The sequence below is a fragment of the Streptomyces sp. SM10 genome, from assembly GCF_002910915.1.
In the GTDB taxonomy this organism is placed as follows: domain Bacteria; phylum Actinomycetota; class Actinomycetes; order Streptomycetales; family Streptomycetaceae; genus Streptomyces.
The window spans coordinates 87,383-113,583 of the sequence record NZ_NEUF01000068.1 but is presented as its reverse complement, the minus strand read 5'-3'; the positions used below and the strand labels follow the sequence as shown (position 1 = coordinate 113,583).

Below are 26,201 nucleotides of genomic sequence, written 5' to 3'. Positions count from 1 at the left end.
CCAATGTACATCGATGTAAAAGCATGCCACCGCACTGTTTCGGCCAGTGCGCCAACCATCTGCCGCGTGCGGCGGACCCGCTCGGTCCGGGGTCCATTGCCGGTCCGGCATGAGCGCCCTCACCCTGCCGCAACTGCGCAGGGCCACCGTGCTGGTGGCCATGCTCCAGATCCTCGCCTCGCTCAAGGTGTTCGACCAGATCTACATCCTCACCAAGGGCGGACCGAACGGCTCCACCCGTCCGATCCTCGAGTACGTCTACGACGTCGGATTCACCGGCTACCGCCTGGGCTATGCCTCGGCCGTCTCCTACCTCTTCTTCGCGCTCGTGATCATCATCTCCGTCGCGCAGCTCCGCTTCTTCCGCAAGGAGGACTGACCATGTCCGCCACCGCCACCGCCCCCGCAGCCCGCAGACGCCTTCGGCCACCGCGCGAGGGAGCGGGTTCCCCGCTGCTTCTGGGCAACGGCCGGACACCCCGCGTCCTGGCCGGCACCGGACTGGCCGTCCTGGCAGCGCTGTGGCTGCTGCCCTTCGTCTGGGCCGTCGCCACATCCCTCCAGAGCGAGCAGGACGTGGCCACGCCGTCGACCACGACACGACCGTATGGGCCGACGGCACCGAGGTCGCGCGCCATCGGGGCGGTTTCACCCCGTTCACCGCCGACCTCGGCGACATCGCGGGCTCCGGCGACGTCGTCGTCGTCACCGTCCGGGCCCGCGACCCTCGCTCCGGCCCGCAGGCCCGGGGGAAGCAGGCCATCCAGTACGCGAACCACGACTGCAACTACACCCGAGTGACGGGCATCTGGCAGACCGTCTGGGCCGAGCCGGTGGCCGAGGTCCACCTCCGGCGCCCCCGGATCACGCCCGATCTCGCCGGATCTGCCTTCCACCTCGAACTGCCGCTCTCCGGCAACCGGCCCGGCCACCTCGTGCGCGCCGTCCTCAGCGACGGCGACGGCGAGGTCGGCCGTGCCGAGGCCCGCGCCGACCTCGACCTCGCACCGCGCCTTCACCTCCCCGTGGCGGCCGCCAGACGACGGGAGTGGAGCACCGAGGATCCCCACCTCTACGACCTGCGCCTCCAGCTCCTCGACGCCGCGGGCGAGGTGCTCGACAGCGTGGAGAGCTACGCCGGTCTGCGCGCCGTCGGCCTGCGCGGCAAGGCCGTCACCCTCAACGGGCGCCCCGTCTTCCAGCGCCTCGTGCTGGACCAGGGATGGTATCCGGACGGCCTGATGACGGCGCCGACCGACGAGGCGCTCGTCCGCGACATCGAGCTGGCCATGGAGGCCGGCTTCAACGGTGCCCGGCTGCACCAGAAGGTCTTCGAGGAGCGCTTCCTCCACCACGCGGACCGCCTCGGCTATCTGGTCTGGGGCGAGTTCGGCGACTGGGGCTGCGAGACCGGCGGCTCCTCCGGCGACAACCAGCAGCCGGACGCCTCGTACCTCGGCCAGTGGCTGGAGGCCGTGGAACGCGACTACTCGCACCCCTCGATCATCGGCTGGTGCCCGCTGAACGAGACGTACCAGAAGCTGCACGACCGCATCACCCAGCTCGACTCCGTCACCCGGGCTATGTTCCTGGCCACCAAGGCCATGGACACCACCCGGCCGGTGATCGACGCGTCCGGCTACGCCCACCGGGTCGCCGAGACCGACATCTACGACGCCCACTCCTACGAGCAGGACCCGGCCGCCTTCCGGCAGCTCATGGCGGGCCTGGCCAAGGACGAGCCGTTCGTCAACGCCTACGAGAACGGCGGGGCCTACTCGCAGCCGTACCGCGGCCAGCCGTACTTCGTCAGCGAGTTCGGCGGGATCTGGTGGGACCCGGAAGCCGCCGCCGCGCAGTCGGGCGAGGACCGCACCGCCTCGTGGGGCTACGGCGAACGCCTCCGGGACGAGGACGAGTTCCACGAGCGGTTCGCCGGCCTCACCGGCGTACTGCTCGGGGATCCCGCCACGTTCGGCTACTGCTACACGCAGCTGACCGACGTCTTCCAGGAGCAGAACGGCGTCTACCGCTTCGACCGGGGGTCCGAGCTCGACGTCTCCCGCATCCGCGCGGCCCAGCTGCGCCGGGCGGCGATCGAGGAGGACCCGGGCCCGGCGTAGCCACGAGTGGAGGCCCCCCGTGCGCCGACGGGGAGGCCTCCACTCATCGGCCGCCGTGACCGGCCCGCTTCAGCGCCGTTCGAGGCGCCAGATCTGGGGCTGGAGGCCGTGGCACGTCCACTGCTGGACGTTGCCGCTCACGGCCCGGGAGTCACCGGCCACATCGAGGCAGTGACCGCTGTTCGCGTTCACCAGGCGGTGGACCTCGCCCTCCGCCACTCCCGCCGCGTCACCGCTCCCTGTGGTGCGGCCCGACGCGAAGTAGGGCCTGCACACGGTGCCGTCCCAGTCCGTGGCGATCTGCAGCACCTGGGCCCCGTCGGGCGACGGAAGCAGGGGCGAGCTGTAGTTCTGGCAGTGGTTCACCCCGGGATCGTCGATCTGCACGGGGGATTCGATCTCGTACCACGGGCCGGTCCCGTTCTCCGTGTTGGCGAGGACGGTCCTGCTTCGTCGGATGCTGCGTGGGGGACGGGCGGTGGGCGTGGAGCGCCCGGTTCGGGCGCACCCCACCCGGACAACGAGGGGGTGGCGTGTCGTGAAGCCGTTCGTCGAGAGGCTCCGGCCGGCGAGGGGGCCTGGCTGCGGTGCGGCGGGAAGGGGCCACCGGCGGACCGGGTGGAGGCCGGAGCCGCAGCCGTCGGCGCCGGACCGCGGAACCGGGCGGGCAGGGCAGGGGAACAGCGAAGGAGTTGACATGTTCAGGGCCAGTAACGATGATGTCACGGCGCTCTTCCATCGATGTAAACGTCGGCGTCGAAGCGGCGGCGGCCAACCCGGGAACGAGGCCATGAAACTCTCTCGCTGTCTGTACGCTGCCGCGGCCCTCGTGCTGTCCGGCGTCCTTCTCCTGGTGATGTCCGTGTCCAACGCGGAACCGGCCCGGGCCGAACAGACCGGCCTCCGGGCGGCCGACCCCAGCGTGCTGCGGGTCGGCAGCACCTACGTCTCGGTGCAGTCGACCGGTGGCGGCATCGCCGTGCGACAGGCGTCGTCGACGGCCGGGCTGGCCGCGGCCGCCGCCCGGCAGGTCTGGTCCGACACCCGTGGCCTCGGCGAGGTCTGGGCACCGGAGATCGTCGTCGACGGCGGCCGCTACTACATCTACTTCTCCGCCGGCCGGGGCGCCGCCCACCGGATGTACGTGATCAGCTCCCCGGCCCCGGACAGCGGGTACACCGCCGAGACGAAGCTCGCCCTGCCGGACGACAGGTGGGCCATCGACGGAGCCCTGTTCACCTTCAACGGGCAGCGCTGGTTCGTCTGGTCCGGCTGGGCGGGCGACACGAACGTCGAGCAGAACCTCTACGTCGCCAGGATGAGCAGCCCGACCACGCCGACCGGCGCGCGGTACCTCATCTCACAGCCCCGGGAGAGCTGGGAGCGCGTCGTCGGCAACCCGTTCATCAACGAGGGCCCCGAACCCATCAAGGACCCGAACGGGCAGCTGCACATCGTGTACTCCGCCAACGGCAGCTGGAGCGACCAGTACTGCCTGGCCGACCTCAGGCTGCGCGCAGGCGGCGACCCGACGTACGTGTGGGACTGGTACAAGTCCAACGGCTGCCTGTTCGGTTCCAACCGCGCGACGATGATGTCCGGCTGGGACCCGACACTGAACGTCAACGGCCCCGGCCACCACAGCTTCGTCCTGCTCAAGGGAGACATCGGCACGAGCCCGCCCGCCGGTCCGACGTTCCCGTCGATGTTCCACGCGGTGCCGAAGGGGACGCCGTACGCGTGGGAGAACCGGTACTGGTACACCGGCACCTTCGCCTGGTGGGGCAACACCACCTACACCCGGGCCAACGTCCCCGGGGCGCACACCGACACCGGCTGGAGCCTGAAGTTCTTCGAGTAGGCCGGGAGCCCCGCAGACCACGGCCTGCGGGGCACCGAAGCCTCAGCCTTCGCCGTTCCACGACCGCCAGAGCGCCGCGTACACACCGTCAGCGCCCACCAGCTCGTCGTGCGTGCCCAGTTCGACGATGCGGCCGGACTCCATCACGGCGACGCGGTCGGCGTCATGCGCGGTCTGGAGCCGGTGGGCGATGGAGACGACTGTGCGGTCCGACCGGACGGCGACCATCGCCCGCTCCGCCTGCCGGGCCGTCCTCGGGTCGAGGAGCGAGGTGGCCTCGTCCAGGATCAGGGTGTGCGGATCCGCCAGATGCACCCGGGCCAGGGTGAGCTGCTGCGCCTGCGCGGCCTCCAGTTCGATCCCGCCCGAACCCAGCCGGCTGTCCAGGCCCTCCGGCAGCTCGGCCACCCAGTCCGCCTCCACCAGCGCCAGCGCCGCGAGGACGGCCTCGTCGTCGGCCTCGGGCGCGGCCATGGTCATGTTGTCGCGCAGGGTGCCCATGAACACGTGGTGCTGCTGGGTGATGAGGATGACCCGGTTGCCCAGCTCACCCGCTGCCGCCAGGTCGGCGACCGGCACGCCGCCGACCAGGATGCGACCGGCGTCCGGGGCGTCCACCCCCGACATCAGCTTGCCGAGGGTGGACTTGCCCGCACCGGACCGGCCCACCACCGCCAGCCGTTCGCCGGGACGTACCCGCAGCTCCACGTCCTTGAGGACCTCGTGTCCGGAAACGTACGAGTACCCCGCGCCGCTGACCTCGATGAGGTCGTCCGCAGGGACCGGGACGGGGCCGTCGGAGGTGCGCGAGACCAGCCCGACGCCCTTGACCCGGGCGAACGAGGCCCCACTGCGCTGTAGCTGCTCGACCCAGACGAGCATCTGGTTGAGCGGGTCGACCAGCTGCCACATGTACAGGCCGCCCGCCACCACGGTGCCCAGGGGGATCGCCCCATCGAGGTGGCGGAGTCCGCCCACGAGGAGGACGAGCGCCAGGGGCAGGGTGTGCGCGAACTCGGTGACCGGGTAGAGCACGGTCCGCAGGGAGAGAGTGCGCACCTGGGCGCGGTAGGTGGCGTCCACGGCCGTGTCGAGGGCGCGGTTCCGGTGTGCGCGCAGCCCGTAGGCCTCGACGGTGCGTGCGCCGAGCGCAGTGGAGTTGAGGATCTCGGAGACCTCACCGGCGGCCGCGCCCTCGGCGAGATAGGCCGCACGGGAGCGCGTCAGGTACCAGCGGCTCACTCCCCATATGAGCGGAAGTCCGACCACCGAGCAGAGCCCGAGCAGCGGGTCCAGAAGGAAGACCGCGGCGAAGACGAACACGACCTGGACACCGGCGATGAAGATGTCCGGGGCCGCGTTGCGCAGGGTGGCCGCCACGGTGGAGACGTCCAGGGTGGAACGGGTGACCAGATCGCCGGTGCCCACCTCGTCGGCGATCCGCCCCGGCAGTGCGAGGCTCCGGTCGATGACCTCCTCACGGAGCCGGGCGAGCGCGCGCTCGCCGAAGCGGTGGGAGAGGCCTCGCGCGGCGCGCATGAGGACCAACTGGGCGGCAGCGAAACCCAGAGTGGCGGCGGCGAGTCCGTCGACCCGGGACACGGTCATCTCTCCGGCCTCGACACCGGTGACGATGAGGCCCAGCAGCCAGGGACCTGTCGCGCCGGCGAGTGCGGCAAGACAGGCCAGCAGCACGATTCCGCGGATGGCCCCCCGGTCGTCCTTCAGCAGCTGCCAGGCGGCCCGGCGCGCCGTCCGCGCGTCGGCGACCGGCAGGCGCGGGGTCTCGTGGGACCGACTCATCGAGGACCGCCTTCCCCCTGGTGAGCCGCGGCGGCTTCGTCACGGATATCGGTGCTGCCGCGGAAGACCAGTGCCGCGTATCCGGGGTGGCGTGCCAGGAGTTCGCCATGCGTGCCGGTCGCCCGCACCTTCCCGTCCACCAGGTGGACCACCTCGTCCGCCTGGCCGAGCACGAGCGGCGACGAACTGACGACCAGGGTCGTCAGCCCCTGGCGGTACTCCGCCACGCGGGTGGCCACGGTCGCCTCGGTGTGCGCGTCCAGCGCGGATGTCGGTTCCATCAGCAGGAGCACCGGTGGATCCGCGAGAAGGGCCCGCGAGAGCCGCAGCCGTTGACGCTGTCCCCCCGACACGTTGCGGGCCTGGTTCTGCAGGCGGGTGTCGAGCCCGTCGGGCAGCGTCTCGACGATGTCCTCCGCGGCGGCGGCACGCAACGCCCGCCCGATCTCCTCGTCGGACCGGTCTGTGTCGCCGGAGACGACGGAACGCAGGGAACCCGCGAAGACGTACGCCTCGTTGTCCGCGAGCAGGATGTTCGCTCTGAGAGCGGTGCGGTCCCAGTCGGACAGCTGGGTCTCGCCCCACGAGACGCCGGAGTCGGTGTAGCCGGCCAGCCGTTCCACCACTGCGCGCGTCTCCTCGGGGCGCGTGCCGACCAGAGCCGTCACCCTCCCGGGAACCACCACCAGGCCCGACTCGGGGTCGTGCAGCCGGCTGGGGGAGTCCGGTGCGTGCAGTCGGGTCCGATGCTCCTCGGGAGCCGGCTCGAGCGCGAGGATGTCGACCACCCGCCGGGCGGAGACGAGCCCGCGCGGCAGATCGTCCGCCCCTTCGATGAAGGCCGAGACGGGGACCAGCAGGGCGGCGACGTATCCGTAGACCGCCACCAGTTCCCCCACGGTGATGGACCCGGCGGCAGCCATCCGAGCACTGATCCACGTCACGACCGCGAGAAAGACCAGGGGCAGACACGCGGTGAGCGCCTGGACCCAACTGGTCATGGCGGCAACGCGGTATCCGAGGGGCACCAGGGCCTGCGAGCGTTCCCGGTACCGTCCGGCGAACATGGGCTTGCCGCCGATTCCGTTGAGGACACTCAGGCCGGCCACCATGTCGCCGGCGAGAGCGGTCAGGGCGCCCTGATCCTCCCGGTAGCGGCTTTCGGCGCCGTGCAGCTTCCCCAGCAGGGGGCCGACCGTCAGGGCCAGGGCCGGGACCCCGAGAAGAACGACCAGAGCGACAACGGCGGATATCCGGAACAGCAGGACGGCCGTCGCGACGTACGCGACGGCCGCACCCACGCCGGGACCCGTGACGGTCAGCGTCTGGGCGATCCTGCCGATGTCACCTGCCTGGAGGTGCGCGAGCTCACCGGCGGACACCTGCCTGGGTATCGCCGATCCCAGGCGGGTGACGTGGCGTGTGACGACCTGCACCGTGCGGTAGGCCGCGTCCACACGAACGAGCGTCATGGTGCGGTGGCGCAGGATGCCGAGGACCGCGATCCCTGCCCCCGTGACGACCACGGCGCTGATCCAGAGGAGCAGGGCCCGGGTGTCCCGGGCCCTGAGCCCGTCATCGATCGTCCTCGACATCAGGTACGGCGGAAGCATGAGCGCACACATCCATGCGCTGCCCCACGTGGTGCCGAGGAGGACCCGCCCGCGTTGACTTCTCGTCAGCCACCACAGGAACCGCAGGGGACTCCGGTGATCCGGCAGCCCCGGGTCGTCGTAGGGGACCCGGCGCGTACCCGCGGGCAGGTCTGGTCCGTGGATCATCTGTCGTCCTTGCGTGCGATCGGGTGGGGGACAGGCGAGCCTGGGGCATCGGGACCGGAGACGGCCGGACAGCCCGCGGGCCGCTCCGATGCTCCGCTACGGAATCCGGCCGTCCGGCAGCCAGGCCTCCCCGCGTGCGTCGTCTCGTTCCGGCAGAACCGGTCCGGCGTCGGCACTGCGGTGAGCACGGCCCGGAGCAGGGGTACGCCGACCTCGACAGGTGCTCCGGAGCGATCACTCATGGCGTCACCGTACGGTGGGAACGGTCCGCCGCTCCAGAGCTCTTCCCCGACAGGGCACGCGAGGAGCAGGGCTTCCGGCCGACGCGCCCCGATCTCCGGAAGCGGCCGCGAACGCGAACGCTCCGGCTCACACACCGGGGCGGGGCCTGGACGCCCGGGCGTTCTGCACCGGCCGGCTCCCGTCACGGCCCGCCCGGCAGGCCGGTGAGAGCCGTCAGCGGACCTCGGCGCTCTCGCCGTCGATCACGATCACCTGGCCGTCGCGGAGTGGTTGGTGGGCCGTCCCGCACGTCCGGTAGGCCTCGGCGACCTGGCCCAGGACCTCAGACTCGGGGTGTCCGGGGCAGTCGATGTGAGCGACGACGACGTAGTCGAGGAGCGCGAGGCGCACATGCGCATCCGTGAACCCTAAGGCCGGGTACCGAGAATGGATCTTGTGCATAGGGTGTGACCATGTCACTGGGCCACATAGTCCTTCTGTCCGGTCGCGCGATCGAGCTCACCGAGCTGCGGATGTCGTCGACCTACGGGGGGATGCTGGAGGGCTACCCGTGCCGACGCATCAACGACATGAAGGTCCGTGGGCTCCGGAGCCAGGCCGAGAAGGCGTTCTCCTTCACGGCAATCCATCTCGTCCAGCCCTCGCGTGAGTATCCGGACAGTACCGCCGGAGCCTTCGGACCTGTCGAGGTGCTGCCGCCGGTGAGTTGCGTGGGGGTCTTCCGGTCCACAGCGGTCGCTCCTGAGCTCGACCCGGTCCTGCACCGTTCCACGCTGGCTGTGGCCTGGTTCCAGTCCGCTCCGGACGTCCCGTCGGGCGAGGACGCCGATCCTGCGCTTCGCGGAATCCGGTGGGAGGACCTGGCACAGGACCACGAGCTCTGAGGGCGCCCGGCAAAGGGACTTCGGCCCCTCGTCAGCTTCCGGCGCACCGGCCTTGGTTCGCCCGTGCCCTTCGGCCCGTCGAAGCATCGGCCCACGCCGTGCCCCGGGAGTCAGGCGGGCATCGCGGCGCGGTCCGACTCGCTGCGCAGGACGCAGAACTCATTGCCTTCGGGGTCGGCAAGGACGGCCCACCCCGAGCCGTCAGGATGACGGCGGTCCGCGATCCAGGTGGCACCCAGCCCCAGCAGCCGTTCGACCTCTTCCTCACGCGAGGTCTCGGGGCGCAGGCACAGGTGGAGCCTGTTCTTGGTGATCTTGGGTTCCGGTACTTGGCTGAAGTACAGCATCGGACCTTCAGCCAGCATCACCTGGGTCTCCCTGCTGCCCGGCCTGTCCTCCGGATGCAGCGGACGGCCGGTCACCTCACTCCAGAACCGGGCCAGCTCATAGGCATCCGCACAATCGATCGCCACGTTCTGCAACACCGAGACCATGGGGGCGAGCCTGCCTGATCCGTTGCCCGCACGCCAGCCGTCCGTGCCTGTCCGGCCTCGGGGCGGGAGTGCGGTGGGGAGATGCCGCGTGTGGGGCGGTGGACGCTGTGACCCCACCCATGGGTGGGGTCACAGGGGTACTGCTGGAGCGTCGGCCCCTCACCCTTCGCTGCAGGAAGGATGCATATGGCTCTGTTCAGGAGTAGCGCCGTTGGATGTTCATGGGTGCGGGAGGCACCCGGATCCACGGTCGGGTGAGGTTCACGAGTTTTGGGTTCTGGCACAGATCTTGGGGAGCGGTCGCGGATCGTCACCGCAGTTGTCTCGACAGCGCCCGAGCTCGGACTGAGACAGAGGTTGGGCGGTTCACCGTGCCCGGTTCGTCGAGCGGCTCCCGAACACGCGACACCACAACATGCGAGCCCACCAGCCCCGAGACCGTCGACGGGCCGATGTTCCATGGGCACCAGAGACCCTTCGACCCTGGGCCGGATCGTCCGTCAGTCGTGGGCCCTGTGGCGTGAGGTTTCCAGCTCCGGGGCGATCCAGGACGGTTCGGGCGGCTGGGCCCGAGGATTCGGGTCAGGGGACGATGATCAGTTTTCCTACGTGGCTGCGCCGGGCGAGTTGAGCCTGTGCTTCGCCTACCTGCCCGAGTGGGAAGGTTGCGGCGACGACCGGTGTGACGTCGCCGCGTCGGGCAATCTCCACCAGGCGGTCGAAGATCCGCGGTGTGTGCATGGTTGAGCCCACCAGTGAGAGATTGGCGAGGTAGAGCCGCCGCACGTCGATGTTGACAGCCCAGCCGGCGAGGGCACCGGCAACCACCCAGCGTCCCCCGGCCCTCAGCAATCCGAGGCCGAGGGCTGCGCCGGCAACGACGTCGATGACCGTGTCGTAGCCCCCCGGTGCTGCCGCGACCGCGTCGGCGAGCACCTCGCCCCGCCGCCGGTCCACCACGGCATCGGCACCCGCGCTGCGGACGGCCTCCCCCTTGTCACCGCCGCACACTGCTACGACCCGGGCCCCACGGGAGCGGGCCAACTGGACCGCGGCAAGACCGACACCACCCGAGGCACCCGTGACGAGCACGGTGTGGCCCTTCGATACGGCCCCGCGGTCGAGCATGCCCAGCGCGGTGCCATAGGCGATGGGAAGAGCAGCCAGCTCCACGTCCGTGAGGGGTGACCCCTCGACGGAGTGGGCTCGTGCGCTCGGTACCACGACGTACTCGGCGAACCCCCCGTCCCGCTCGCTCCCGAGCACGTCGGCCGGGCGCGCGTCCGGTCCCGGACCGTCGTACTCGGCCGGGTCCACCAGCACCCGCTTCCCGACGAGTCCGGTGGCTTCCTCATCGCCGCAGGCCACTACTGTGCCGGCCACGTCGGCTCCCTGGATGCGCGGGAAGTCGAGCGGACCGAGCCATCCCGTCTTGACATCCGGGTCCTCTGCAGCACCGTAGGAGCCTTCGCGGGTCCACAGATCGGTGTTGTTGCAACCTGCCGCGTGTACCTGGACCAGCACCTCGCCCGGCCCCGGGCGGGGCATAGGCACCTCGCGCTCCTTGATCACATCGAGGTCTCCGTGGCCGGTGATAACGACGGCCCGCATAGTACGAGGAAGGGGTGATGACAGTGGAACGGATGCTGACGGAGAGGTCGGTGACATGGGCACAGGGTCTCATGCAAGCCCCGTCCACCCCGTGGTCACCGGTCCGGCTCCCGGCGTCTGGGCTCCCCGCAGTGTGAGTGCCGTTTCGCTAGAGGTCCCTGCCGCCTCATCGCTTCTATCACCAGCGATCTGGGGCATCTGGGCCGCCGCCGTGCCGTATTCCGCGCTGCCCCAGTCGTCGGACGGAGAACTCGGTCCTGATCACCAGCGTCCTCGTCCGCGCTGTGCCAATCGTGTGAGACGAACAGACGTGCACGCTGTGGACGCGAGGAACTTCGCCACCGTCGCGACACCGAACCGGGACGGAACGCCGCAGACCTCTGTGGTCCTGACGGCGCGGGGCGGGGACCACGATTCGTCCGAGTCGGCTCGGACGAATCGCCTGTGGCGGAGCGTGTGAACTCCGCGGTTACTGGGCCAGCATGCCGGTACGGAGCTTCCCGAGCGTGCGTGTGAGAAGGCGGGACACGTGCATCTGGGACACGCCGAGTTCGGCGCCGATCTGTGCTTGCGTCATCTCCTGGCCGAAGCGCATCTCGATGATGCGGCGCTCACGGTCGTCGAGCTCCTCCATCAGCGGGGCCAGAGCGTGAAGGTTCTCCACCGTCTCCATCGCTGAGTCGGGCTCGCCCAGGATGTCGGCGAAGGTGCGCGACGCCGTGCCCGTGGTCTCGCCGGTGCTGGTCGGCAGATCCAGGGAACCGGCCGTATAACCGTTCGACGCGATGACGCCCTCGATGACCTCGTCCTCGGTGAGGTCCATGTGTTCCGCCAGCTCCTTGACCGTCGGGTCACGGTCCAGGACAGTGGCGAGCTCGTCCTTGGCCTTGGCCAGTTCGACGCGCAGTTCCTGCAGCCGCCGGGGGACGTGGACGGCCCACGTCGTGTCACGGAAGAAGCGCTTGATCTCGCCGACGATGTAGGGGACGGCGAAAGTGGCGAACTCGACCTCCCGGGAGAGTTCGAACCGGTCGATGGCCTTGATGAGGCCGATGGTCCCGACCTGGGTGATGTCCTCCATGTCACCGCTGCCCCGGTTGCGGAAGCGCCGCGCGGCGAATCTGACCAGGGAGATGTTCATCTCGATGAGGGTGTTGCGCGCGTACTGGTACTCGTGCGTGCCCTCCTCCAGCACCTGCAACTGCTCGAAGAACAGCGTCGAGAGAGCGCGGGCGTCCTTCGGCGTCACCTTGCCCGTGTCCTCGATCCAGGGCAGCTCACCGACGCGTTCGGGCGTGGTCCCCGTATCCTGCGCCCGGTCCGTCGATATGGTCCCTGCAGTCTGTTCAGCGGTCATTTCGTTCCCACCCTTGCTCGTGCTGAACGCGCCTAGTGACGAGCCCCTGCCCTGCCTCGGGTGGCCCATGCGCGATGACCTCGATTTTTCTTGCTGTGTGGAAACAGTTGTCTCCGGACATCGTAAGATGAGCAGCGCCTGCCACCGGTGCGACCTCTTGGGCGCGCCGCGCTGGACCGGGCACAGGCCCCGTACGCTGGAGGCCGACGGCCGGGGCCTTTCAGGCGGTCCGGGTCTCGGCTCGGCACGATGAGAAACAGGATCACGTGGACAGATTCGCTGCCGTCGAGCGGGAGCTGCGCAAGGCCGCACCTCATCTGCTCGTCGACGTCGTCACGGCGGCTCTGCGGAGACAGTACGACATGGAAAGCGTGGAGTTGCGGCTCGCCGACTACGGCATGACCACGCTCCAGGTGGTGTCCGAGGTGCCTCTCGCCGAGCCGGTGGCCGTCCATGACAGCCCCCAGGGGCGGGCGTTCGGCGCCCAGGAACCCTATGTGGAGCCCCGGATCGCACCCGGCCCGGCGACCGTGCACCTGCCGGTGACCGTCCGGGGCGACCGGCTCGGCGTCCTCAGCGTGACGGGGCCGGAGGCCAGCTGTTCCAGGGTGGGCCTCGCGGAGATGCAGCAGATCTGCGAAGCCCTCGGCCACGAGATCCTGGTCGCCGAACGGGACACCGACCTCTATCTCCTCGCGCGCCGCGCCACGCGGCTGACGCTCGCCGCGGAGATGCAGTGGCAGCTGCTGCCCGGCCGCTCCGTGGCCCGGCCCGAATTCTCGTTGGGCGCCCATCTCGAACCGGCGTACGCGATCTTCGGTGACAACTTCGACTGGTCGGTGTCGGCCCACCACCTCACGCTCACCGTCACCAACGGCATGGGCAAGGGGATGGAGGCAGCACTGTTGACCAATCTCGTCGTCAACGCCCTGCGCAACGCCCGGCGCGCCGGCCTCGACCTTCCCGGCCAGGCCAGCCTCGCCGACCAGGCGGTCTACGCCCAGCACCGTGGTGCGCTGCACGCGTCGGTCCTGCTGCTCCGTTTCGACCTGGCCACGGGTGAGGTGGAGGTCGTGGACGCGGGGTCCCCCCGCATGTGGCGCCTGCGGGGGCGGGACGTGGAGTCCGTCGACTTCGACGCGCAGCTCCCGCTGGGCATGTTCGAAGAGACCGAGTACGTCGCGGAGCGCCTGCGCGTGGAGCCGGGTGACCGGTTGCTGATCGGTAGTGACGGTGTCTACGACAGTGCGTCGGAGGGCGGGGAGCGCTACGGGGAGCGTGCTCTGGGGCGGTCGCTCTCCGCTCACCGCCTGCTGCCGTGCGAGCAGGTCCCGCTCGCGGTGCTGCGCGATCTGCGAGAGTACCGTTCCTCGGCGCCGCTGGACGACGATGCTCTCGTGGTCTGCCTGGACTGGTTCGGCCGGCAGCCCTCCACCGGCGCCACGTCCGAGTGACCCGTTCCGGCTCTCGGCCGGCCGGTCGACCGGTGACTATCCGGTCGACCGCAGGGGTCTCGCCCCGCCGCTGTCCTGCCCCGAGGCCGCATTGCGGAAAGCTCTGAGTCCCTCGAGGAGCGACCGCCGCGCCTTGGCCGGCATCGCGTCGATCGTGGACATCAGCACCTTCTCCCTGCGCATACGCAGGTCGACGAGGTACGCCTTGCCATGGCTGGTCAGCCGGAGCTCCAGCTCCCGGCGGCTCACCGGGCTCGGTGCGCGCTCCACCAGTCCCGTGGCCTGCAGGCGGTCGCAGAGTCTGCTGACCGAGGGGGAGGCCGACCCCAGGGCCTCCGCGAGCATCCGCAGGTTGATTCCCTCCTCCCGGTCCAGCGTGTAAAGCACGCGAAGCTGGGAAGGGGAGACCGGGCCTGTCGGGACCGCCTCGCGGCCGTGTTCCCAGAGGACTTCGAGGAGTTCGACGAACTCGGATCCCTCGCGGGCCGCATCCCGGGACCGATGGTCGGGTTCGGGGCTCAGGCCCATGTTGATGACACTCCGATCCGGATCGTCTCACTCGTCCGTCTGGCCACCGGACCGAGCAAGCGAGCCGGGCATCCGATGCGCTCGTACGGAAAGCCAGGACAAAGGTTCCGGGACACGTCCGTGGCCCCGAATATCGTACCCCCGTCCGCAACGGCGTCCGGGTTCACGGCCAGCCTCCAGTATGTTTCCTCATGACAACAGTTGTCATGGGGTACGGTTTCACGGTCGACATCCGATGCGTGATCTTCCGGCGGTCACCGTCGCTTCCGCCGTGACGGCGACCGCCCACCGGCCTGGAGTACTGACACCCATGACGCACAGCTCGACCCTCATTCTCACCGTCCGGCATCCGGCGGACTCGATCGCCGTCCTCAATGTCGCCGGCGAGATCGACGTGGACAGCGCGCCTGTCCTCAGGTCCAGAGCCCTGGACCTGATCAGACAGGGAAGACCTCACCTCGTCCTCGATCTGGCGCCCGTGGAGTTCTGCGACTCCTCCGGCCTCAACACCATGATCGGCATCCTGCGGTACGCCAAGGACCGGCACGGGTCGCTGTCCCTGGCCGCCGCACCACCCCACCTCACGAGACTGCTGGACATCACGGGGATCGGCGACCTGATACCCACCGCGCCCACCACGGCCGATGCCCTGACCCGGATCGTCCTGCCCCTCGGGGCGCAGGAGGGCCCGGAAAGCCCTCAGGCGTAGCTCCGCCGAGACCGTCCGCCCTCCCGCCGGGGTGCCTGAGAAGCCGGATTCCCGCCCCGGCGGATGTGTGGCTGCTCAACGGGGTCCGGTCCACGGGACGGGTCCGTCTACGGGGCAGTCACCTTGCCGTCGCCGAGGGGCCAGGACTCGATGTCGCGGTAGTGGATCGGCCCGCTGCTGCGGCCGACGTTGCTCCCGACCAGGTGCAGACGTTCAGCAGGCCATCGGACACCGGTGAACCCGGCGAACCCCGCGACGATCTCCGTGGCCGAGGAACGGTCGCCCCGGCGGGCGCGGGCCAGCGTCAGGTGGGGACGCAGGGGCCGCTCCTCGAAGGTGACACCGCACCCCCTGACCACGCCCCGTACGTCGGCCGCGAGCGTGTGCAGCCCGTCGAGGTCCCCCTCGATCCCGCTCCACAGCACCCGGTCGTCGAAGATCCCGCCGCCGTGAAGGCCCAGGCACAGCGGCCGATGGGCCTTTGCGAGTCCGGCGAGAGGCGGACGCAGGAGCGGGACGGTGGCGGCGGGCAGCTCCCCGAGGAACGCCAGAGTGATGTGCCAGTCCTCGATGCGGTTCCACCGCATCCGGGGGTGCGTGTCGTACGCGGGGCGCAGCGCCCGGGCGAGTTCTTCCTTCGCGTGGTCGGGCGGGGCGAGGGCGATGAACACACGAACGGTCGCGGGACGGGTCTCTTCGTTCACACCGGTCTTCGTACCATCCGGGCCGCCCGGGCGGCCGAGCAGGTCCGGCCCGGCAGAGCCGACGCCCCTCACTCCTGCCGGTGAGCCCCGGCTCGGCGCCGCGGCCGGTGAGCCGACGCGCCGGAACCGCCACGGATGCAGCGGCCGAGGCCCGGCTGCGTGAGCGGCGGCATCGCAGGGCATGTTCTCGGCACGGCTCGCCGGGGCCGGAGCCGCAACCGGAGCACCAGGCGACCGGGAGTGGTCCGGCGGCCCCTCCGCGAGCGACCGTTCCGCGGAGATTCACGGTCTCCTCACCTGCGGTCCCCGTGTGAGCCGGATCCACCGGATTGGCTTCCCGGCGTCCAGCCCGATGCAACAGACGAGGCACGCATGTCCCTGAGGCACACAGTCGCCGTCCTGGCCCTTCTTCCCGCGCTCGTCGTCCCCGCGACCGCGCAGGCGGCCACGGCTCCCCACGGGCACGGGCACGGGCACGGGCACCGGCCGGTCGGCCGGTCCGCGTTCGACCTCCAGGCTCACCGCGGAGGTCTCGGACTGACCACGGAGGAGTCCCTCGAAGGCTTCGCCAAGGCGCTCCGCCTGGGTGTCACCACTCTGGAGCTGGACACCCAGATCACCAAGGACAGGAAAGTCGTCGTCAACCACGACCGGCAGGTCAGTGCGCAGAAGTGCGAGGACACCGGCCCGCTGACGCCGGACGACCCCACGTATCCGTACGTCGGGAAGTACGTCAAGGACCTGACGCTCGCGCAGATCAAGACCATGGACTGCGGTTACCAGCAACTGCCCGGCTACCCGGAGCAGGAGCAGATCAAGGGCTTCCGGATGGTCGAGCTCCGGGACGTCCTCGACCTGGTGCGAGAGTACGGAGCCAAGCGGGTCACGCTGAACATCGAGACGAAGGTGGAGGCGGGAGCGCCCGAACAGACCGCGCCGAGGCAGCTGTTCGTCACTCGCGTCTTCGAGGAGATCCACCGCTCCGGGATCGAGAAGCAGGTCTCCGTCCAGTCCTTCGACTGGGGGGCGCTGAAGGCGATGCACAAGCTGGCGCCGACGTACCCCCTGGTGGCACTGACCAACTACGACTTCCTCCAGGTGGGGAAGGACGGAGCCTCTCCCTGGCTCGGCGGTATCGACGTCGACGACTACGACGGAGACTTCGTCAGGGCAGCCGATGCCGTTCCCGGTGTGACCGCCCTGTCCCCGAACTACGGATTCCCGCAGAACGGAACAGTCGTGGACCCGCACTTCCGGTTCTACCCCGACAGGAAGATGATCCGCGACGCTCACCGCCGTGGGCTGAAGGTCATCCCCTGGACCTGCGACGACCCCGACACCATCGAGGCGCTCATGGACCTGGGGATCGACGGGATCATCACCGACTACCCCGACCGGGTGCGGGCCATCATGGCCGCCCGCGGCCTGCCTCTGCCCACCTCGTACCCGGCGCCGCGTCACTGACCGCCGGCGAGGCTCCCGCGACTCTCACGTCGCCGCCCGGATGACGTGGCCCAGGGCACCGCGGTGCCTGTCGACGACCCGCCCGCGCCGGACGAGGCGATCGGCGTACGAGGTGAGGTACGGACGGCACATCAGGTCGCCCGACGGCGCCATCAACGGCACCGGCGACGTTTCGCACGGGGAAGGACCTGGTGCCCGCACCGGCTCCGGCCACGGCGTACGGCATCGGCAGGCAGGACGGTCTCCGGATGCACAGCGGCCGGTCTGAGGGGCGACCTGCCGCTGTCCGAGGAGGGACGGCCGGCACCGCGCTCACGACCCGGCCAGGTCAGCGATGCTCAGCCGAGTGAGGTCTCCATGTCAACGGCCTCGTGGCCTTCGCGACTCATCCGTGCGACCCCCCAGGCGCCGAGCGGCCCGAGGGCCTGATTGAGTGTGCGCCCGTGCTCGGTCAGTGAGTACTCCACGCGCGGTGGCACCTCGACGTGGACCTGCCGGTGCACGAGACCGTCCGCCTCCATCTCGCGCAGGTGCTGCGTCAGCATCTTCTCGCTCACGCCCGGAAGACCGCGACGGAGCTCGGCGAAGCGGCGTACGCGGTGTGCGTCGAGCTCCCAGAGGATCAACCCCTTCCACTTGCCGCTCACCACGTCGAGCGCGGCGTCGATCCCGCAGATGTACGGCCCGCGTCTCGGCGCCTTGGCCATCACGAAGCCCCTTACTAAAAGGTAAGTACCGCAGGAAATAGTGGGTACTTCCGAGACTAGCGGCCCTCTCCGACCATGGAGAGGTGAACGAACAACCGAACCTCACCACCCGTCAGAACAGTCCTGTCACCGTGATCGGCCTTGGCCCGATGGGCCAGGCGATGACACGCACCCTCCTCGCGGCCGGCCATCCGGTCACCGTCTGGAACCGCACCGCCGCTCGGGCCGACGGCGTCGTCACCGACGGAGCGACACTCGCGGGGACACCCCGAGAGGCGGTGGAAGCGAGTGACCTCGTGATCCTCAGCCTCACCGACTACCAGGCCATGTACGACGTCCTCGACGGCGCCACCGCATCACTCGCAGGGCGGACGCTGGTCAACCTGAGCTCCGACACTCCCGATCGCACACGCGAGGCGGCGACCTGGGCGGAGACCCACCACGCCGGCTTCCTCACCGGAGGTGTCATGACCCCCGCGCCGATGGTCGGCACGGAGGCCGCGTATGTCTACTACAGCGGACGCCACAAGGCCTCGGAGATCCATCTGGCGACGTTGGCACTGCTCGGAACTCCCAGGCACCTGGGGGAGGACCCCGGTCTCGCCCAGATGATGTACCAGGCCCAGCTCGCGGTCTTCCTCACCACGCTGTCGGCGTTGATGCACGCCACGGCGATGCTGGGCACCGCGGGAATCACGGCCAGGCAAGCACTGCCCGAGCTGCTCTCCGCCGCCGACTCCATCGGCGACATCATGAGGGCCGGTGAGGAGAACCCCGGCGTCGCCCTCGACGCCGGCGAACATCCCGGCGACCTGAGCACCGTCACCATGATGGGTGCGACGGCCGACCACATCGTCGAGACCAGCACGGCCCTCGGCCTGGATCTCGCACTCCCCCTGGCCGTGCAGGCCCACTACCGACACGCGATCAAGGACGGACACGGCGGCGACAACTGGACCCGGATCATCGACGGCATCCGGGAGCCGCGCTGACCGGAGGCGAACGGCCCTGAGCAGGAGCCGAGTCGGGTGAGCGACGGACTCTCGTCCGGGTCGACGGATGCGCCGGCCCTGCCGCGGGAAGGCGCCGGGGCGCGGAGCCGCAGGCATCGGCAGCGCCGTCGACCCGGTGTCCTGATCAATGCCACGATCTCCCGATGGCGGAGAGCCGCTACCGGCCGCTTGCCGTCGGCGGATTGAGCTTCCGGAAGTACGTCCAGCTGGTCTCGTTCGGCTCGCTCCACTCGTCCGGTGCGTGGGCGAACTCCGGGTGGTGGCCGGCGATGTAGGCGCGGGTGCGCTCGGGGACCTCGGCGTAGGAGCCGAGCTTGCGGCCCCTGCAGTGGAAGGTCAGACCGCCGGGACGCTGCCCGCGTGCCATCCACGGGAGCCACGGGGACATACGGGACCACGACATGGTCGCGGGGACGCTGGGATCCGGCCCGGCCAGGTCGGCGCGGTCGGCGAAGAACTGGAAGAGCTCCAGGGCCTTGTACGTGTCGCCCGCCGAGTGGGCGGGGTACTGGGCCACGGGCAGCGGCGAGGGATAGGCGAGGGGGATCTCCATGCTGAAGCAGATCTGACCGCCGAGCTCCGTCGTCGGGATCGGGAAGGGGCGCCACGTCTGGTTCGCCGGGTCGTTCCAGACGTGCACCACCGGCAGGTCCTGCCAGCTCTCCAGGATGTCGCGCGTGGTGGGGTCCAGGTAGAAGGCGGCCTCGCGCGTGAGCAGTCGGTAGCCGCCCGGTCCGGCTTCGGCGTCCTGCACCAGACGGGAGACGTTGAGCCCTTCGAAACCGAAGGCGCGCTGATAGGGCTCGTCGGGAGCCCAGGAGTAGACATCACCGGACCACCAGTACGTGACCTCCTCGCCGCCGAGCGAGGCACGGGTACGGGCGAAGGAGCGGAGCAGCTCTGCGGGTGTCGTCATACGGAGTACTCTGGACGGTCGCCGGTCCGGCCGGACGGGAAACACCCCGGCCGGGCCGAATCGGCACCGGGAGCCGGATCCGGTTGACGAGCAACTCGTAGGACAGCTGCGTGGCGGGACGTCCCCGTCACGTCCCTTCGGCCCCGACCGAACGCTCACGGTGGGAGTGGTTCGAAGCTGCCGGCGGTGGCCCTGGGCTCCTCCCGGCTGCCCGTGGAGTGGCACCCGCCCGCATCGGTGGGCGCCGCTCGCGACGGCCCGTCGCACCGTCTGCCTCCGAACGTCCCGGGACGTGTGCATGCACAGACGGTCAGCCGGGGACTTCACCCCATGCGGCATCGGAGGCGCCGTGTACGTGTTCGAGCGAACCACGGGCAGGTCTGCGCCTATCGTGGTCCGGGGAGCCGGGGAGCCGGGGAGCCGGGGACGCCTCGGGACCACGCCGCGAGACGCACACCCGTGCCGTTCCGGACCATCGCCGTACCCGCCCACCTGGAGTCGACATGACCACAGCCCAGGACCTCTCGATCATCGCCGCCGCTCCGGACGCCGACCCGAGCCTGGAGAGGGGCGACCTCTCGCTCGCGCTGGCGGGTGCGGAACTGATCGACCTCATGGATGTCCGGGCCGTGGCTCTCGACGGCGACCGGCTCGTGCCCGGCGCGGCGCCGCGCACCGAGGACGCTCTGCTGCTCGATGCCGCATCGGCCCTCAGCGGGCGGCCTCCTTACGAGACCGTGGAGGACTGGCTGTGGCGCCGGGGCCCGGAGCTGGCCGATCGCTATCGACGTGCCCTCGAGGCAGCGGGACTCGCTGCACCGGCGCGGTCCCACCGCCATCCCTTCCGAAAGGATCGGCCGGCGGGGACCGACACCGCCGCGCTGCACCGCGCGAACGACCGCTGGACCGCCGGGGAACCCGTCCTCGCCGTCCTCGCGGCGGCGGCCGGCATCGGGGAGGTGTCGGACGACACGCTCGCCGGCCTGGAGGACGATCAGGGCGCGGTGCTGACCGGAGTCCATCACGCCATCACACAGCTGGCCGCCGAACGGCAACGCCGATCGATCGAAGGCGCGGCCTTCGACAACGTCTGGCGGGGCTACTGAGCCGTGCACGGGCGGTGCTCCGTCACCTCGACGCAGACGGGACGACAGGGGGCGCTTTCACCGCCCATCTGTTGCCGGGCCGAGCAGGCAGTGGTGGGATGGAACGGTCAAGCGACGGACCGCGGGAGAGCGTGAGCGCCGGGCCACGAGTACCCGCGCCCCCCCGGGACGGCGCCCGACAGCTGGAGCCTGAGCCCCGAGGCGAGTCCTCGTACGGCTCCGCCGGTATGGCTGTCCGCCACACCGGCGCCTCCCTTTCCTGATCACGGAGACACCTATGGGCACCTACCGAGCCGCGCAGGTCGCTACCGCGAACGGATCATTCGAGATAGTCGAGCGCCGAACGACCGAACCAGGGCCTGATCACGTACGTCTGTCGGTCGAAGCCTGCGGGATCTGTCACAGCGACGACTCCTTCGTCAGCGGGGGGCTGCCCGGAGTGCGGTTCCCACTTGTTCCGGGGCACGAGGTCGCCGGGCGTGTCGCGGAGCTGGGCGAGGGGGCCGCGAACGCCGGCTGGAGCGTGGGGGACCGCGTGACGGTGGGCTGGTTCGGGGGTAGTTGCCGACACTGCACCGCGTGCAGACAGGGCGACTTCATCGTCTGCGAGAACCTCAAGGTCCCCGGCTGGGCATACGACGGGGGTTTCGCCGAGACGATGCTCGCGCCGGTCGACGCGCTGGCGCGGATCCCCGGGGCTTTCTCGGCGGCTGATGCGGGACCCATGGCCTGCGCGGGGGTCACGACCTACAACGGACTGCGGCGCAGTTCCGCCATGCCGGGCGACCGGGTGGCCGTGGTGGGACTCGGCGGTCTGGGGCACCTCGGTGTGCAGTTCGCGGTGGCCATGGGATTCGAGACGGTGGCCATCGCGAGGGGGCCCGAAAAGGCCGCTCTGGCCGAAGGGTTCGGGGCACACCACTACATCGACAGCACGGCGGCGACCTCGGTCGCGGACGCGCTGCGGGCCCTGGGCGGTGCCAAGGTGGTGCTGGCCACCGCCGGTAACTCCGAGGCCATCACCGCAACCGTCGACGGGCTGACGCACCGGGGCGAACTCGTGGTCATCGGAGTCTCGCCCGAACCTCTGGGAATCAGCCCGCTCCAGCTGATTCTGCCGGGCAGGAGCGTACGCGGCCACCCGTCCGGCACGGCACAGGACGTCCAGGACACCTTGGACTTCAGTGCCCTTCACGGCATCCGCCCCACAGTGGAGACCGTGCCCCTGACCGAGGTCGGTGAGGCGTACCGCAAGATGCTCTCGGGCGCCGCTCGCTTCCGCATGGTTCTCACCAACGGGTGACGTCCGGCTTCCGACGCGCGTCACGACATCGACTTCGTCGTGGTGTCCTCCCACCACTGCGCGCTCTCCACGACCAACGCGCACGCCTCGGACGGCGGTGTGCGTGACGCCTGGGTCCCGCCGTCCGAGAAGCACCAGGCGGACCTGGTCATCAACGGTCACAACCACGTCTGCGAGCGCACCGACGCGATCCTGAGGAACACCGTCATGCGCACGGTCCCGATCGGAGAGCGCGTCGACCACTCCGAGATCAACCGGAGCCGAGAGCCCGGGGGATACGACCGAGGACGGCCGACGACCCGAACGCTCCGAGGGATCGGCCGCCCCCAAACCGACAACTGCTGCCTGCCCACGGCCCGCGGGTCAGACGTCGCCGTCGTTCAAGCGGGCCAAGGCGACGATGATGCGGTCGGCGATGCCGTCGGGCCAGGGAAAGGAAGGGCTCACTGCACGCTGATGCGCGAGTCCGTGCAGCCCCAGCCACAGGGCGACCGCGTCACCCGGCGGGTCGGTGCTGGCGCACTGTCCGGCGGCGGCACAGTCGGCGAGAGCGGCGACGAGGATCTCCATGGTTCCGTCGCCGAGCGCGGCCATGTCCGCCTCGGTCAGGGAACTGCTGTCGAGATCCGGAATCCAGAGGCCGCCGAACATCGTGCGGTAGCGCTGCGGATGGAGCTGTGCGAAGTCCAGGTACGCGGTGCACACGGCGTACAGCCGTCGCCGAGGGTCGCTGCCCGCCTTCTCCACCATGGAGCGCAGGCTGTCTCCCAGATCGGCGAACTCCCGCTGGACGACGGCGAGCATGATGGCCGGCTGGTCCGGGAAGTGCCGGTAGATCGACGGGGCGGCGATCCCGACCCTGCGGGCGACCGACCGCAGGGTGATGGCGCGTTCGTCGCCCGTCTGGTCGAGGAGCTCCACCGCCGCGGCGACGATGTCGTCCCGCAGGCGCCCGCCCTCGCCGCGACGGTTGCGCGTGCGGGTCGGTCCGGACGGCGCCGAGGCCGCTGCTGCGTTGTTCTCCATACTGTCACCTTACGCCGTGAAGTTTACCGCTGTATCTGTCGCGTGCATGGTGCCTCGGGGTCAACTTCCCTTCCTGCGGTGTGCGTGCCGCGGTTGTGCCGCCGGCACGCACATGCGCTCAGCCCGACAGCCGACGTCCCTCGCGCGGTCCGCAGGTCAGCCGCTCGGAGCTTTGGACCGCCTGCACGTCGAAGCCCGACCGGTCACCGGCACGGTCCGTCGCCGCCTGCCTTCGCGGCCGCCTTCAGCTCGCGCAGCCACTGGTCCAGTCCGGCGCCGAGCAGGGACGTCGCGGTGGGAACGTCCGCTTCGACCTGGGCTCCGGTCCAGCTCTCCTCGGTACGTACCCGCACACCGCCCCTGACCTCGGTGAAGGTCCACACGTGCACACCTTCGTCGATGCGCAGCCCGTCACCGACCGCGGGCCCGGTCCACCGAATGCAGGAGTCGTTCTCCAACTGCCTGATGGTGGAGGTGATCTCCAGGGTGGATTCAGGGGTCGTGGGAGTGGCGGGCGCCGGGGTCGTCCACCGGAACTGCGACCCCTTCCGAAGGGGGCCGGGGTCGAGGCGCTTCATGGAGAGGACCGGCGCCTGCCACGTGGGCCAGTGCTCCACGTCGGTCTGCAGTGTGAAGATGCTGCGCAGCGGTGCCTTGATCAGGATGTCGGACCGGTAGCGGACGGCGGCGCCGGGGTCGACGCCCTTCCCCCGGCACTGGAGCGCACCGGTCTGAGGGGTTGATCCGGCCAGAGCGGGCGCGGCCTGGACCGGGCCGGCGCTCACGATGATGCCGGCGGTGACGAGGGAGGCGGTGACGGCGGCGATGCGTACACGCACACGGGACCGGTTCCGGATCGGCTGACCGGGAAGGCGTGAAGGGCTCTCGCTGGGCATGGTGTTCCTCTCGCTCTGTGGGTGATCGACATCGGACGGCTGAGCAGTGGAAGGTGGCTGCCGGCGGCGCGCCTCTGCGCGGCGGTGTCGCGTGGTATCCCGCCTGAGGCGGGCGGGGCCACTGTGCGAAGTGGCGGGGGCGGCGGCCTGCGTTCGGGCCGGGTGCCGGAGGGTGTGCGTGGAGCCGACGGCGCTCAAGGACGGCGGCGCGGGCGAGGGCCCGGTAGGGGCTAGCCAGGGGCGCCGAGGAGGAGCTCGGCTGTCGAGGTCGCGATGAGCCAGGCGCCGAGGCGGCGCCGTGGCGCAGTGAGCGGAGCGGATTGCGGCGCCGCGCGCCTTCGGTGACAGATAGCATCCGCGGTCGGGGGGCGGGCGGTGCGGGTGACGACGTGCGGCTGTCACGTTCCAGGGACGATGACGACCTTGCCGGCGACGGTGCGGGACTCGGCCAGGGCGAGCGCGGACGAAGCCTCGGTCAACGGGATCTGCGCGGCGATCTGCGGGACCAGCGAGCCCTCGGCCACCAGGCGCAGCACCTGCGCGAGGTCGTCGTTCATCCGCCGCTGCCAGGACGCCTGGTGGCGGCGCCTGCCGGCCCAGAAGTTGTAGAAGTGCGCCCTCCTGCCGTTGGGCAGGGAGTTCCACGCTGCCAGGCGTCCGAACAGTTTCAGCACGGGCAACCGCGAGTTGCCCTCCTCGTTCTTGCTCACCGCAGTGCCGTACGAGACCAGCGTTCCGCCCCGGCGCAGCAGTTGCCACGACTGTTCCACCGCGGCGCCGCCGACGTGGTCGAAGACCGCGTCCACGCCCTCCGGGGCCATCTCCCGGATCCTCGCGTACAGGTCCGGGGCGTTGTAGTCGACCGGGCTGGCGCCCAGTTCGCGCACGGTCGCGTGGTGGCGGGGCGACGCCGTGCCGATCACGGTTATCCCCCGGAGGCGGGCCAGTTGCACGAGGGTGGAGCCGACACCTCCGTTGGCGCCCAGCACGACGACGACCCCGCCTGCGGGGACCTTGGCGGTGCGGTGCAGCATCTGCCAGGCGGTGAGCCCGTTGACGAGCACGCTCTCCACCGCGGACGGGTCCACCCCGTCCGGTACGCGCATCAGGTCCGCGGCTTCGACCAGCAGGTGGCTTGCCCAGGCGCCGGTCTTGACGACCGCGGCGAACCGGCCTCCGGTCAGCGCGATGTCCACCTCCGGGCCGACCGCTGTCACGGTGCCGACCACGTCGTAGCCGGGCACGAAGGGAAAGGGCGGCTGGTCGTAGTACTTGCCGCGACGCATCTGCTGCTCGGCGAACGACACGCCGGTCGCGTCCATCCGCAGGACGACCTGGCCCCTGGCCGGAGCCGGCAGCTCGCGCGTCCGCACCTCGAGACCGTCGGGCTCGACGCGTCCGGGCAGTACGACCTCGGTGGTGCGGATAGTGGTGTCGGCCATGACGTCCCCCTGAGAGTTTCCCTCGTTGGCTTACGGGTGTAACGCTACAACCGTAAGTTTGTGCCTGCAAGGCCAATACGGCCGTAACCTTCGCGATGTAGGTCGATTGCTCGGGCGGCACGCGCTCGTGGGCCCGTCGCTGCGGGCCGCCCGAGCCGGCGGATGGAGCGCAGCCGGTGGGTGATGCGTCGTACGGTGGGTGCGGGGTACGCGAGGTCCGACACCTGCCCGCCCTCGTACGGGAGCGGGCGCGCACCGACGGGAGTGATGGCATGACTGACCGCAGGCCCTCAGGGATCGCCTACACCGGGGCGAAGGCCAGCCCGCCGCCGATACCCGCCGACATGCCCGATCAGCAGGTCCAGGAGAGCGAGGACGCGCTCGACGTGACTCTTCCGCCGGGTGTGGAGTACCCCGCAGGGGAGCCGGACGGCGGGCGCGCTGCGGAGAAGGCCGACCCCGACGAGGCGGGCTCGGGCCGCAACTCCGCCCGCAACGCGGGTGTCCACCCGGAGCACCCCACTCCGGACGAGTCGACCGGGTAGGACTCATGTTGCCCTGGGGGCGCGGGGCGCCCGCTCCGTGAGGGCGGGTCCGTCGTGGCGCAGGGTCCATGCTCATGCTCGCCGCTGGTCGTACGTCACCGGTGGAGCGTGGCCCTCGGCCGACTGTGCTCCGGACCTGCCGAGCCGGCCCTACTCGGGGCGCGGCAGCGGATTCCGGCACGGATGTCGGCGCCTGGCGCCCCAGGGCCGGCCGCGTGAGGCGGTGCCGCT

General features: G+C 70.3%; 23 protein-coding genes and 4 pseudogenes. 13 read left to right on the top strand and 14 right to left on the bottom strand.

Annotation, left to right across the window (positions count from 1 at the left end; genetic code table 11):
* Positions 1-115 precede the first annotated feature (115 nt).
* From B9S57_RS09430 to B9S57_RS09420, 3 pseudogenes are all read left to right on the top strand, one after another.
* A pseudogene (locus tag B9S57_RS09430) lies at positions 116-379 on the top strand (carbohydrate ABC transporter permease); the annotation flags it as partial.
* 2 nt (positions 380-381) lie between these two features.
* A pseudogene (locus tag B9S57_RS35330) lies at positions 382-585 on the top strand (carbohydrate ABC transporter permease); the annotation flags it as partial.
* Positions 558-2,123: pseudogene (locus B9S57_RS09420) on the top strand (glycoside hydrolase family 2 protein); the annotation flags it as partial. The pseudogenes B9S57_RS35330 and B9S57_RS09420, both read left to right, overlap by 28 nt.
* A gap of 69 nt (positions 2,124-2,192) precedes the next feature.
* Here the strand turns inward: B9S57_RS09420 and B9S57_RS35325 are convergent.
* Complete coding sequence (locus B9S57_RS35325) at positions 2,193-2,510, bottom strand: RICIN domain-containing protein (RefSeq protein WP_308457388.1); 318 nt, start codon at positions 2,508-2,510, stop codon at positions 2,193-2,195.
* Positions 2,511-2,913: 403 nt separating this feature from the next.
* On the opposite strand from B9S57_RS35325, the gene B9S57_RS09410 reads away from it, so the two are divergent.
* Positions 2,914-3,984: a glycoside hydrolase family 43 protein gene (locus B9S57_RS09410; protein ID WP_103515069.1), complete on the top strand. Its 1,071-nt coding sequence runs from the start codon at positions 2,914-2,916 to the stop codon at positions 3,982-3,984.
* Positions 3,985-4,026: 42 nt separating this feature from the next.
* Here B9S57_RS09410 and B9S57_RS09405 read toward each other — a convergent pair whose 3' ends face one another.
* From B9S57_RS09405 to B9S57_RS34390, 3 genes are all read right to left on the bottom strand, one after another.
* Positions 4,027-5,787: an ABC transporter ATP-binding protein gene (locus B9S57_RS09405; RefSeq protein ID WP_103515068.1), complete on the bottom strand. Its 1,761-nt coding sequence runs from the start codon at positions 5,785-5,787 to the stop codon at positions 4,027-4,029.
* The gene (locus B9S57_RS09400) at positions 5,784-7,568 is read right to left on the bottom strand and encodes an ABC transporter ATP-binding protein (RefSeq protein ID WP_103515067.1); all 1,785 of its coding nucleotides are present in this window, start codon (positions 7,566-7,568) and stop codon (positions 5,784-5,786) included. The genes B9S57_RS09405 and B9S57_RS09400 overlap by 4 nt, the downstream gene beginning before the upstream one ends.
* 456 nt (positions 7,569-8,024) lie before the next feature.
* Complete coding sequence (locus tag B9S57_RS34390) at positions 8,025-8,201, bottom strand: hypothetical protein (RefSeq protein WP_181011290.1); 177 nt, start codon at positions 8,199-8,201, stop codon at positions 8,025-8,027.
* 62 nt (positions 8,202-8,263) lie between these two features.
* On the opposite strand from B9S57_RS34390, the gene B9S57_RS09390 reads away from it, so the two are divergent.
* A complete protein-coding gene (locus tag B9S57_RS09390) occupies positions 8,264-8,695 on the top strand; it encodes a hypothetical protein (protein ID WP_103515065.1) in 432 nt (143 codons plus the stop codon).
* Positions 8,696-8,805: 110 nt separating this feature from the next.
* Here the strand turns inward: B9S57_RS09390 and B9S57_RS09385 are convergent, their stop codons facing one another.
* From B9S57_RS09385 to B9S57_RS09375, 3 genes are all read right to left on the bottom strand, one after another.
* Positions 8,806-9,189 (bottom strand): VOC family protein, encoded by a 384-nt coding sequence (locus B9S57_RS09385; RefSeq protein ID WP_103515064.1) that lies wholly within the window; start codon positions 9,187-9,189, stop codon positions 8,806-8,808.
* A 582-nt stretch (positions 9,190-9,771) separates the two neighbouring features.
* Positions 9,772-10,857 carry a zinc-binding dehydrogenase gene (locus B9S57_RS09380; protein ID WP_103515063.1) on the bottom strand — a complete coding sequence of 362 codons (1,086 nt, stop codon included), beginning with the start codon at positions 10,855-10,857 and terminating at the stop codon, positions 9,772-9,774.
* A 412-nt stretch (positions 10,858-11,269) separates the two neighbouring features.
* Complete coding sequence (locus B9S57_RS09375) at positions 11,270-12,157, bottom strand: SigB/SigF/SigG family RNA polymerase sigma factor (protein ID WP_103515062.1); 888 nt, start codon at positions 12,155-12,157, stop codon at positions 11,270-11,272.
* A 266-nt stretch (positions 12,158-12,423) separates the two neighbouring features.
* Between B9S57_RS09375 and B9S57_RS09370 the strand changes: the two genes are divergently transcribed.
* Positions 12,424-13,611 carry a PP2C family protein-serine/threonine phosphatase gene (locus tag B9S57_RS09370; protein ID WP_103515061.1) on the top strand — a complete coding sequence of 396 codons (1,188 nt, stop codon included), beginning with the start codon at positions 12,424-12,426 and terminating at the stop codon, positions 13,609-13,611.
* A 36-nt stretch (positions 13,612-13,647) separates the two neighbouring features.
* Here the strand turns inward: B9S57_RS09370 and B9S57_RS09365 are convergent, their stop codons facing one another.
* Positions 13,648-14,139: a MarR family winged helix-turn-helix transcriptional regulator gene (locus tag B9S57_RS09365; protein WP_103515060.1), complete on the bottom strand. Its 492-nt coding sequence runs from the start codon at positions 14,137-14,139 to the stop codon at positions 13,648-13,650.
* 235 nt (positions 14,140-14,374) lie between these two features.
* On the opposite strand from B9S57_RS09365, the gene B9S57_RS09360 reads away from it, so the two are divergent.
* Positions 14,375-14,848 (top strand): STAS domain-containing protein, encoded by a 474-nt coding sequence (locus tag B9S57_RS09360; RefSeq protein WP_258036326.1) that lies wholly within the window; start codon positions 14,375-14,377, stop codon positions 14,846-14,848.
* Positions 14,849-14,955: 107 nt separating this feature from the next.
* On the opposite strand, the gene thpR is transcribed toward B9S57_RS09360, so the two are convergent.
* A complete protein-coding gene (gene thpR, locus B9S57_RS09355) occupies positions 14,956-15,552 on the bottom strand; it encodes an RNA 2',3'-cyclic phosphodiesterase (RefSeq protein WP_103515058.1) in 597 nt (198 codons plus the stop codon).
* A 372-nt stretch (positions 15,553-15,924) separates the two neighbouring features.
* On the opposite strand from thpR, the gene B9S57_RS09350 reads away from it, so the two are divergent.
* On the top strand, positions 15,925-17,016 hold the full coding sequence (locus B9S57_RS09350; RefSeq protein WP_103515057.1) for a glycerophosphodiester phosphodiesterase family protein: 1,092 nt from the start codon (positions 15,925-15,927) through the stop codon (positions 17,014-17,016).
* A 338-nt stretch (positions 17,017-17,354) separates the two neighbouring features.
* On the opposite strand, the gene B9S57_RS09345 is transcribed toward B9S57_RS09350, so the two are convergent.
* A complete protein-coding gene (locus B9S57_RS09345; RefSeq protein WP_103515056.1) occupies positions 17,355-17,723 on the bottom strand; it encodes a helix-turn-helix domain-containing protein in 369 nt (122 codons plus the stop codon).
* A gap of 83 nt (positions 17,724-17,806) precedes the next feature.
* On the opposite strand from B9S57_RS09345, the gene B9S57_RS09340 reads away from it, so the two are divergent.
* Positions 17,807-18,715 (top strand): NAD(P)-dependent oxidoreductase, encoded by a 909-nt coding sequence (locus B9S57_RS09340; protein WP_103515055.1) that lies wholly within the window; start codon positions 17,807-17,809, stop codon positions 18,713-18,715.
* 178 nt (positions 18,716-18,893) lie between these two features.
* Here the strand turns inward: B9S57_RS09340 and B9S57_RS09335 are convergent, their stop codons facing one another.
* Positions 18,894-19,652, bottom strand: coding sequence for a DUF1838 family protein (locus B9S57_RS09335; protein ID WP_103515054.1), 759 nt, complete (start codon positions 19,650-19,652; stop codon positions 18,894-18,896).
* Between the two features lie 503 nt (positions 19,653-20,155).
* Between B9S57_RS09335 and B9S57_RS09330 the strand changes: the two genes are divergently transcribed.
* From B9S57_RS09330 to B9S57_RS35320, 3 genes and pseudogenes are all read left to right on the top strand, one after another.
* Positions 20,156-20,758 carry a GPP34 family phosphoprotein gene (locus B9S57_RS09330; protein WP_103515053.1) on the top strand — a complete coding sequence of 201 codons (603 nt, stop codon included), beginning with the start codon at positions 20,156-20,158 and terminating at the stop codon, positions 20,756-20,758.
* A 277-nt stretch (positions 20,759-21,035) separates the two neighbouring features.
* A complete protein-coding gene (locus B9S57_RS09325) occupies positions 21,036-22,061 on the top strand; it encodes an alcohol dehydrogenase catalytic domain-containing protein (RefSeq protein WP_103515052.1) in 1,026 nt (341 codons plus the stop codon).
* A 15-nt stretch (positions 22,062-22,076) separates the two neighbouring features.
* A pseudogene (locus B9S57_RS35320) lies at positions 22,077-22,301 on the top strand (phosphoesterase); the annotation flags it as partial.
* Positions 22,302-22,424: 123 nt separating this feature from the next.
* Here the strand turns inward: B9S57_RS35320 and B9S57_RS09315 are convergent.
* From B9S57_RS09315 to B9S57_RS09305, 3 genes are all read right to left on the bottom strand, one after another.
* Positions 22,425-23,087 carry a TetR/AcrR family transcriptional regulator gene (locus B9S57_RS09315; RefSeq protein ID WP_103515051.1) on the bottom strand — a complete coding sequence of 221 codons (663 nt, stop codon included), beginning with the start codon at positions 23,085-23,087 and terminating at the stop codon, positions 22,425-22,427.
* 203 nt (positions 23,088-23,290) lie between these two features.
* The gene (locus B9S57_RS09310) at positions 23,291-23,983 is read right to left on the bottom strand and encodes an SRPBCC family protein (protein WP_103515050.1); all 693 of its coding nucleotides are present in this window, start codon (positions 23,981-23,983) and stop codon (positions 23,291-23,293) included.
* 398 nt (positions 23,984-24,381) lie between these two features.
* Positions 24,382-25,425, bottom strand: coding sequence for a medium chain dehydrogenase/reductase family protein (locus B9S57_RS09305; protein WP_103515049.1), 1,044 nt, complete (start codon positions 25,423-25,425; stop codon positions 24,382-24,384).
* 272 nt (positions 25,426-25,697) lie between these two features.
* Between B9S57_RS09305 and B9S57_RS09300 the strand changes: the two genes are divergently transcribed.
* Positions 25,698-25,970 (top strand): hypothetical protein, encoded by a 273-nt coding sequence (locus B9S57_RS09300; protein WP_103515048.1) that lies wholly within the window; start codon positions 25,698-25,700, stop codon positions 25,968-25,970.
* Positions 25,971-26,201: the final 231 nt, after the last annotated feature.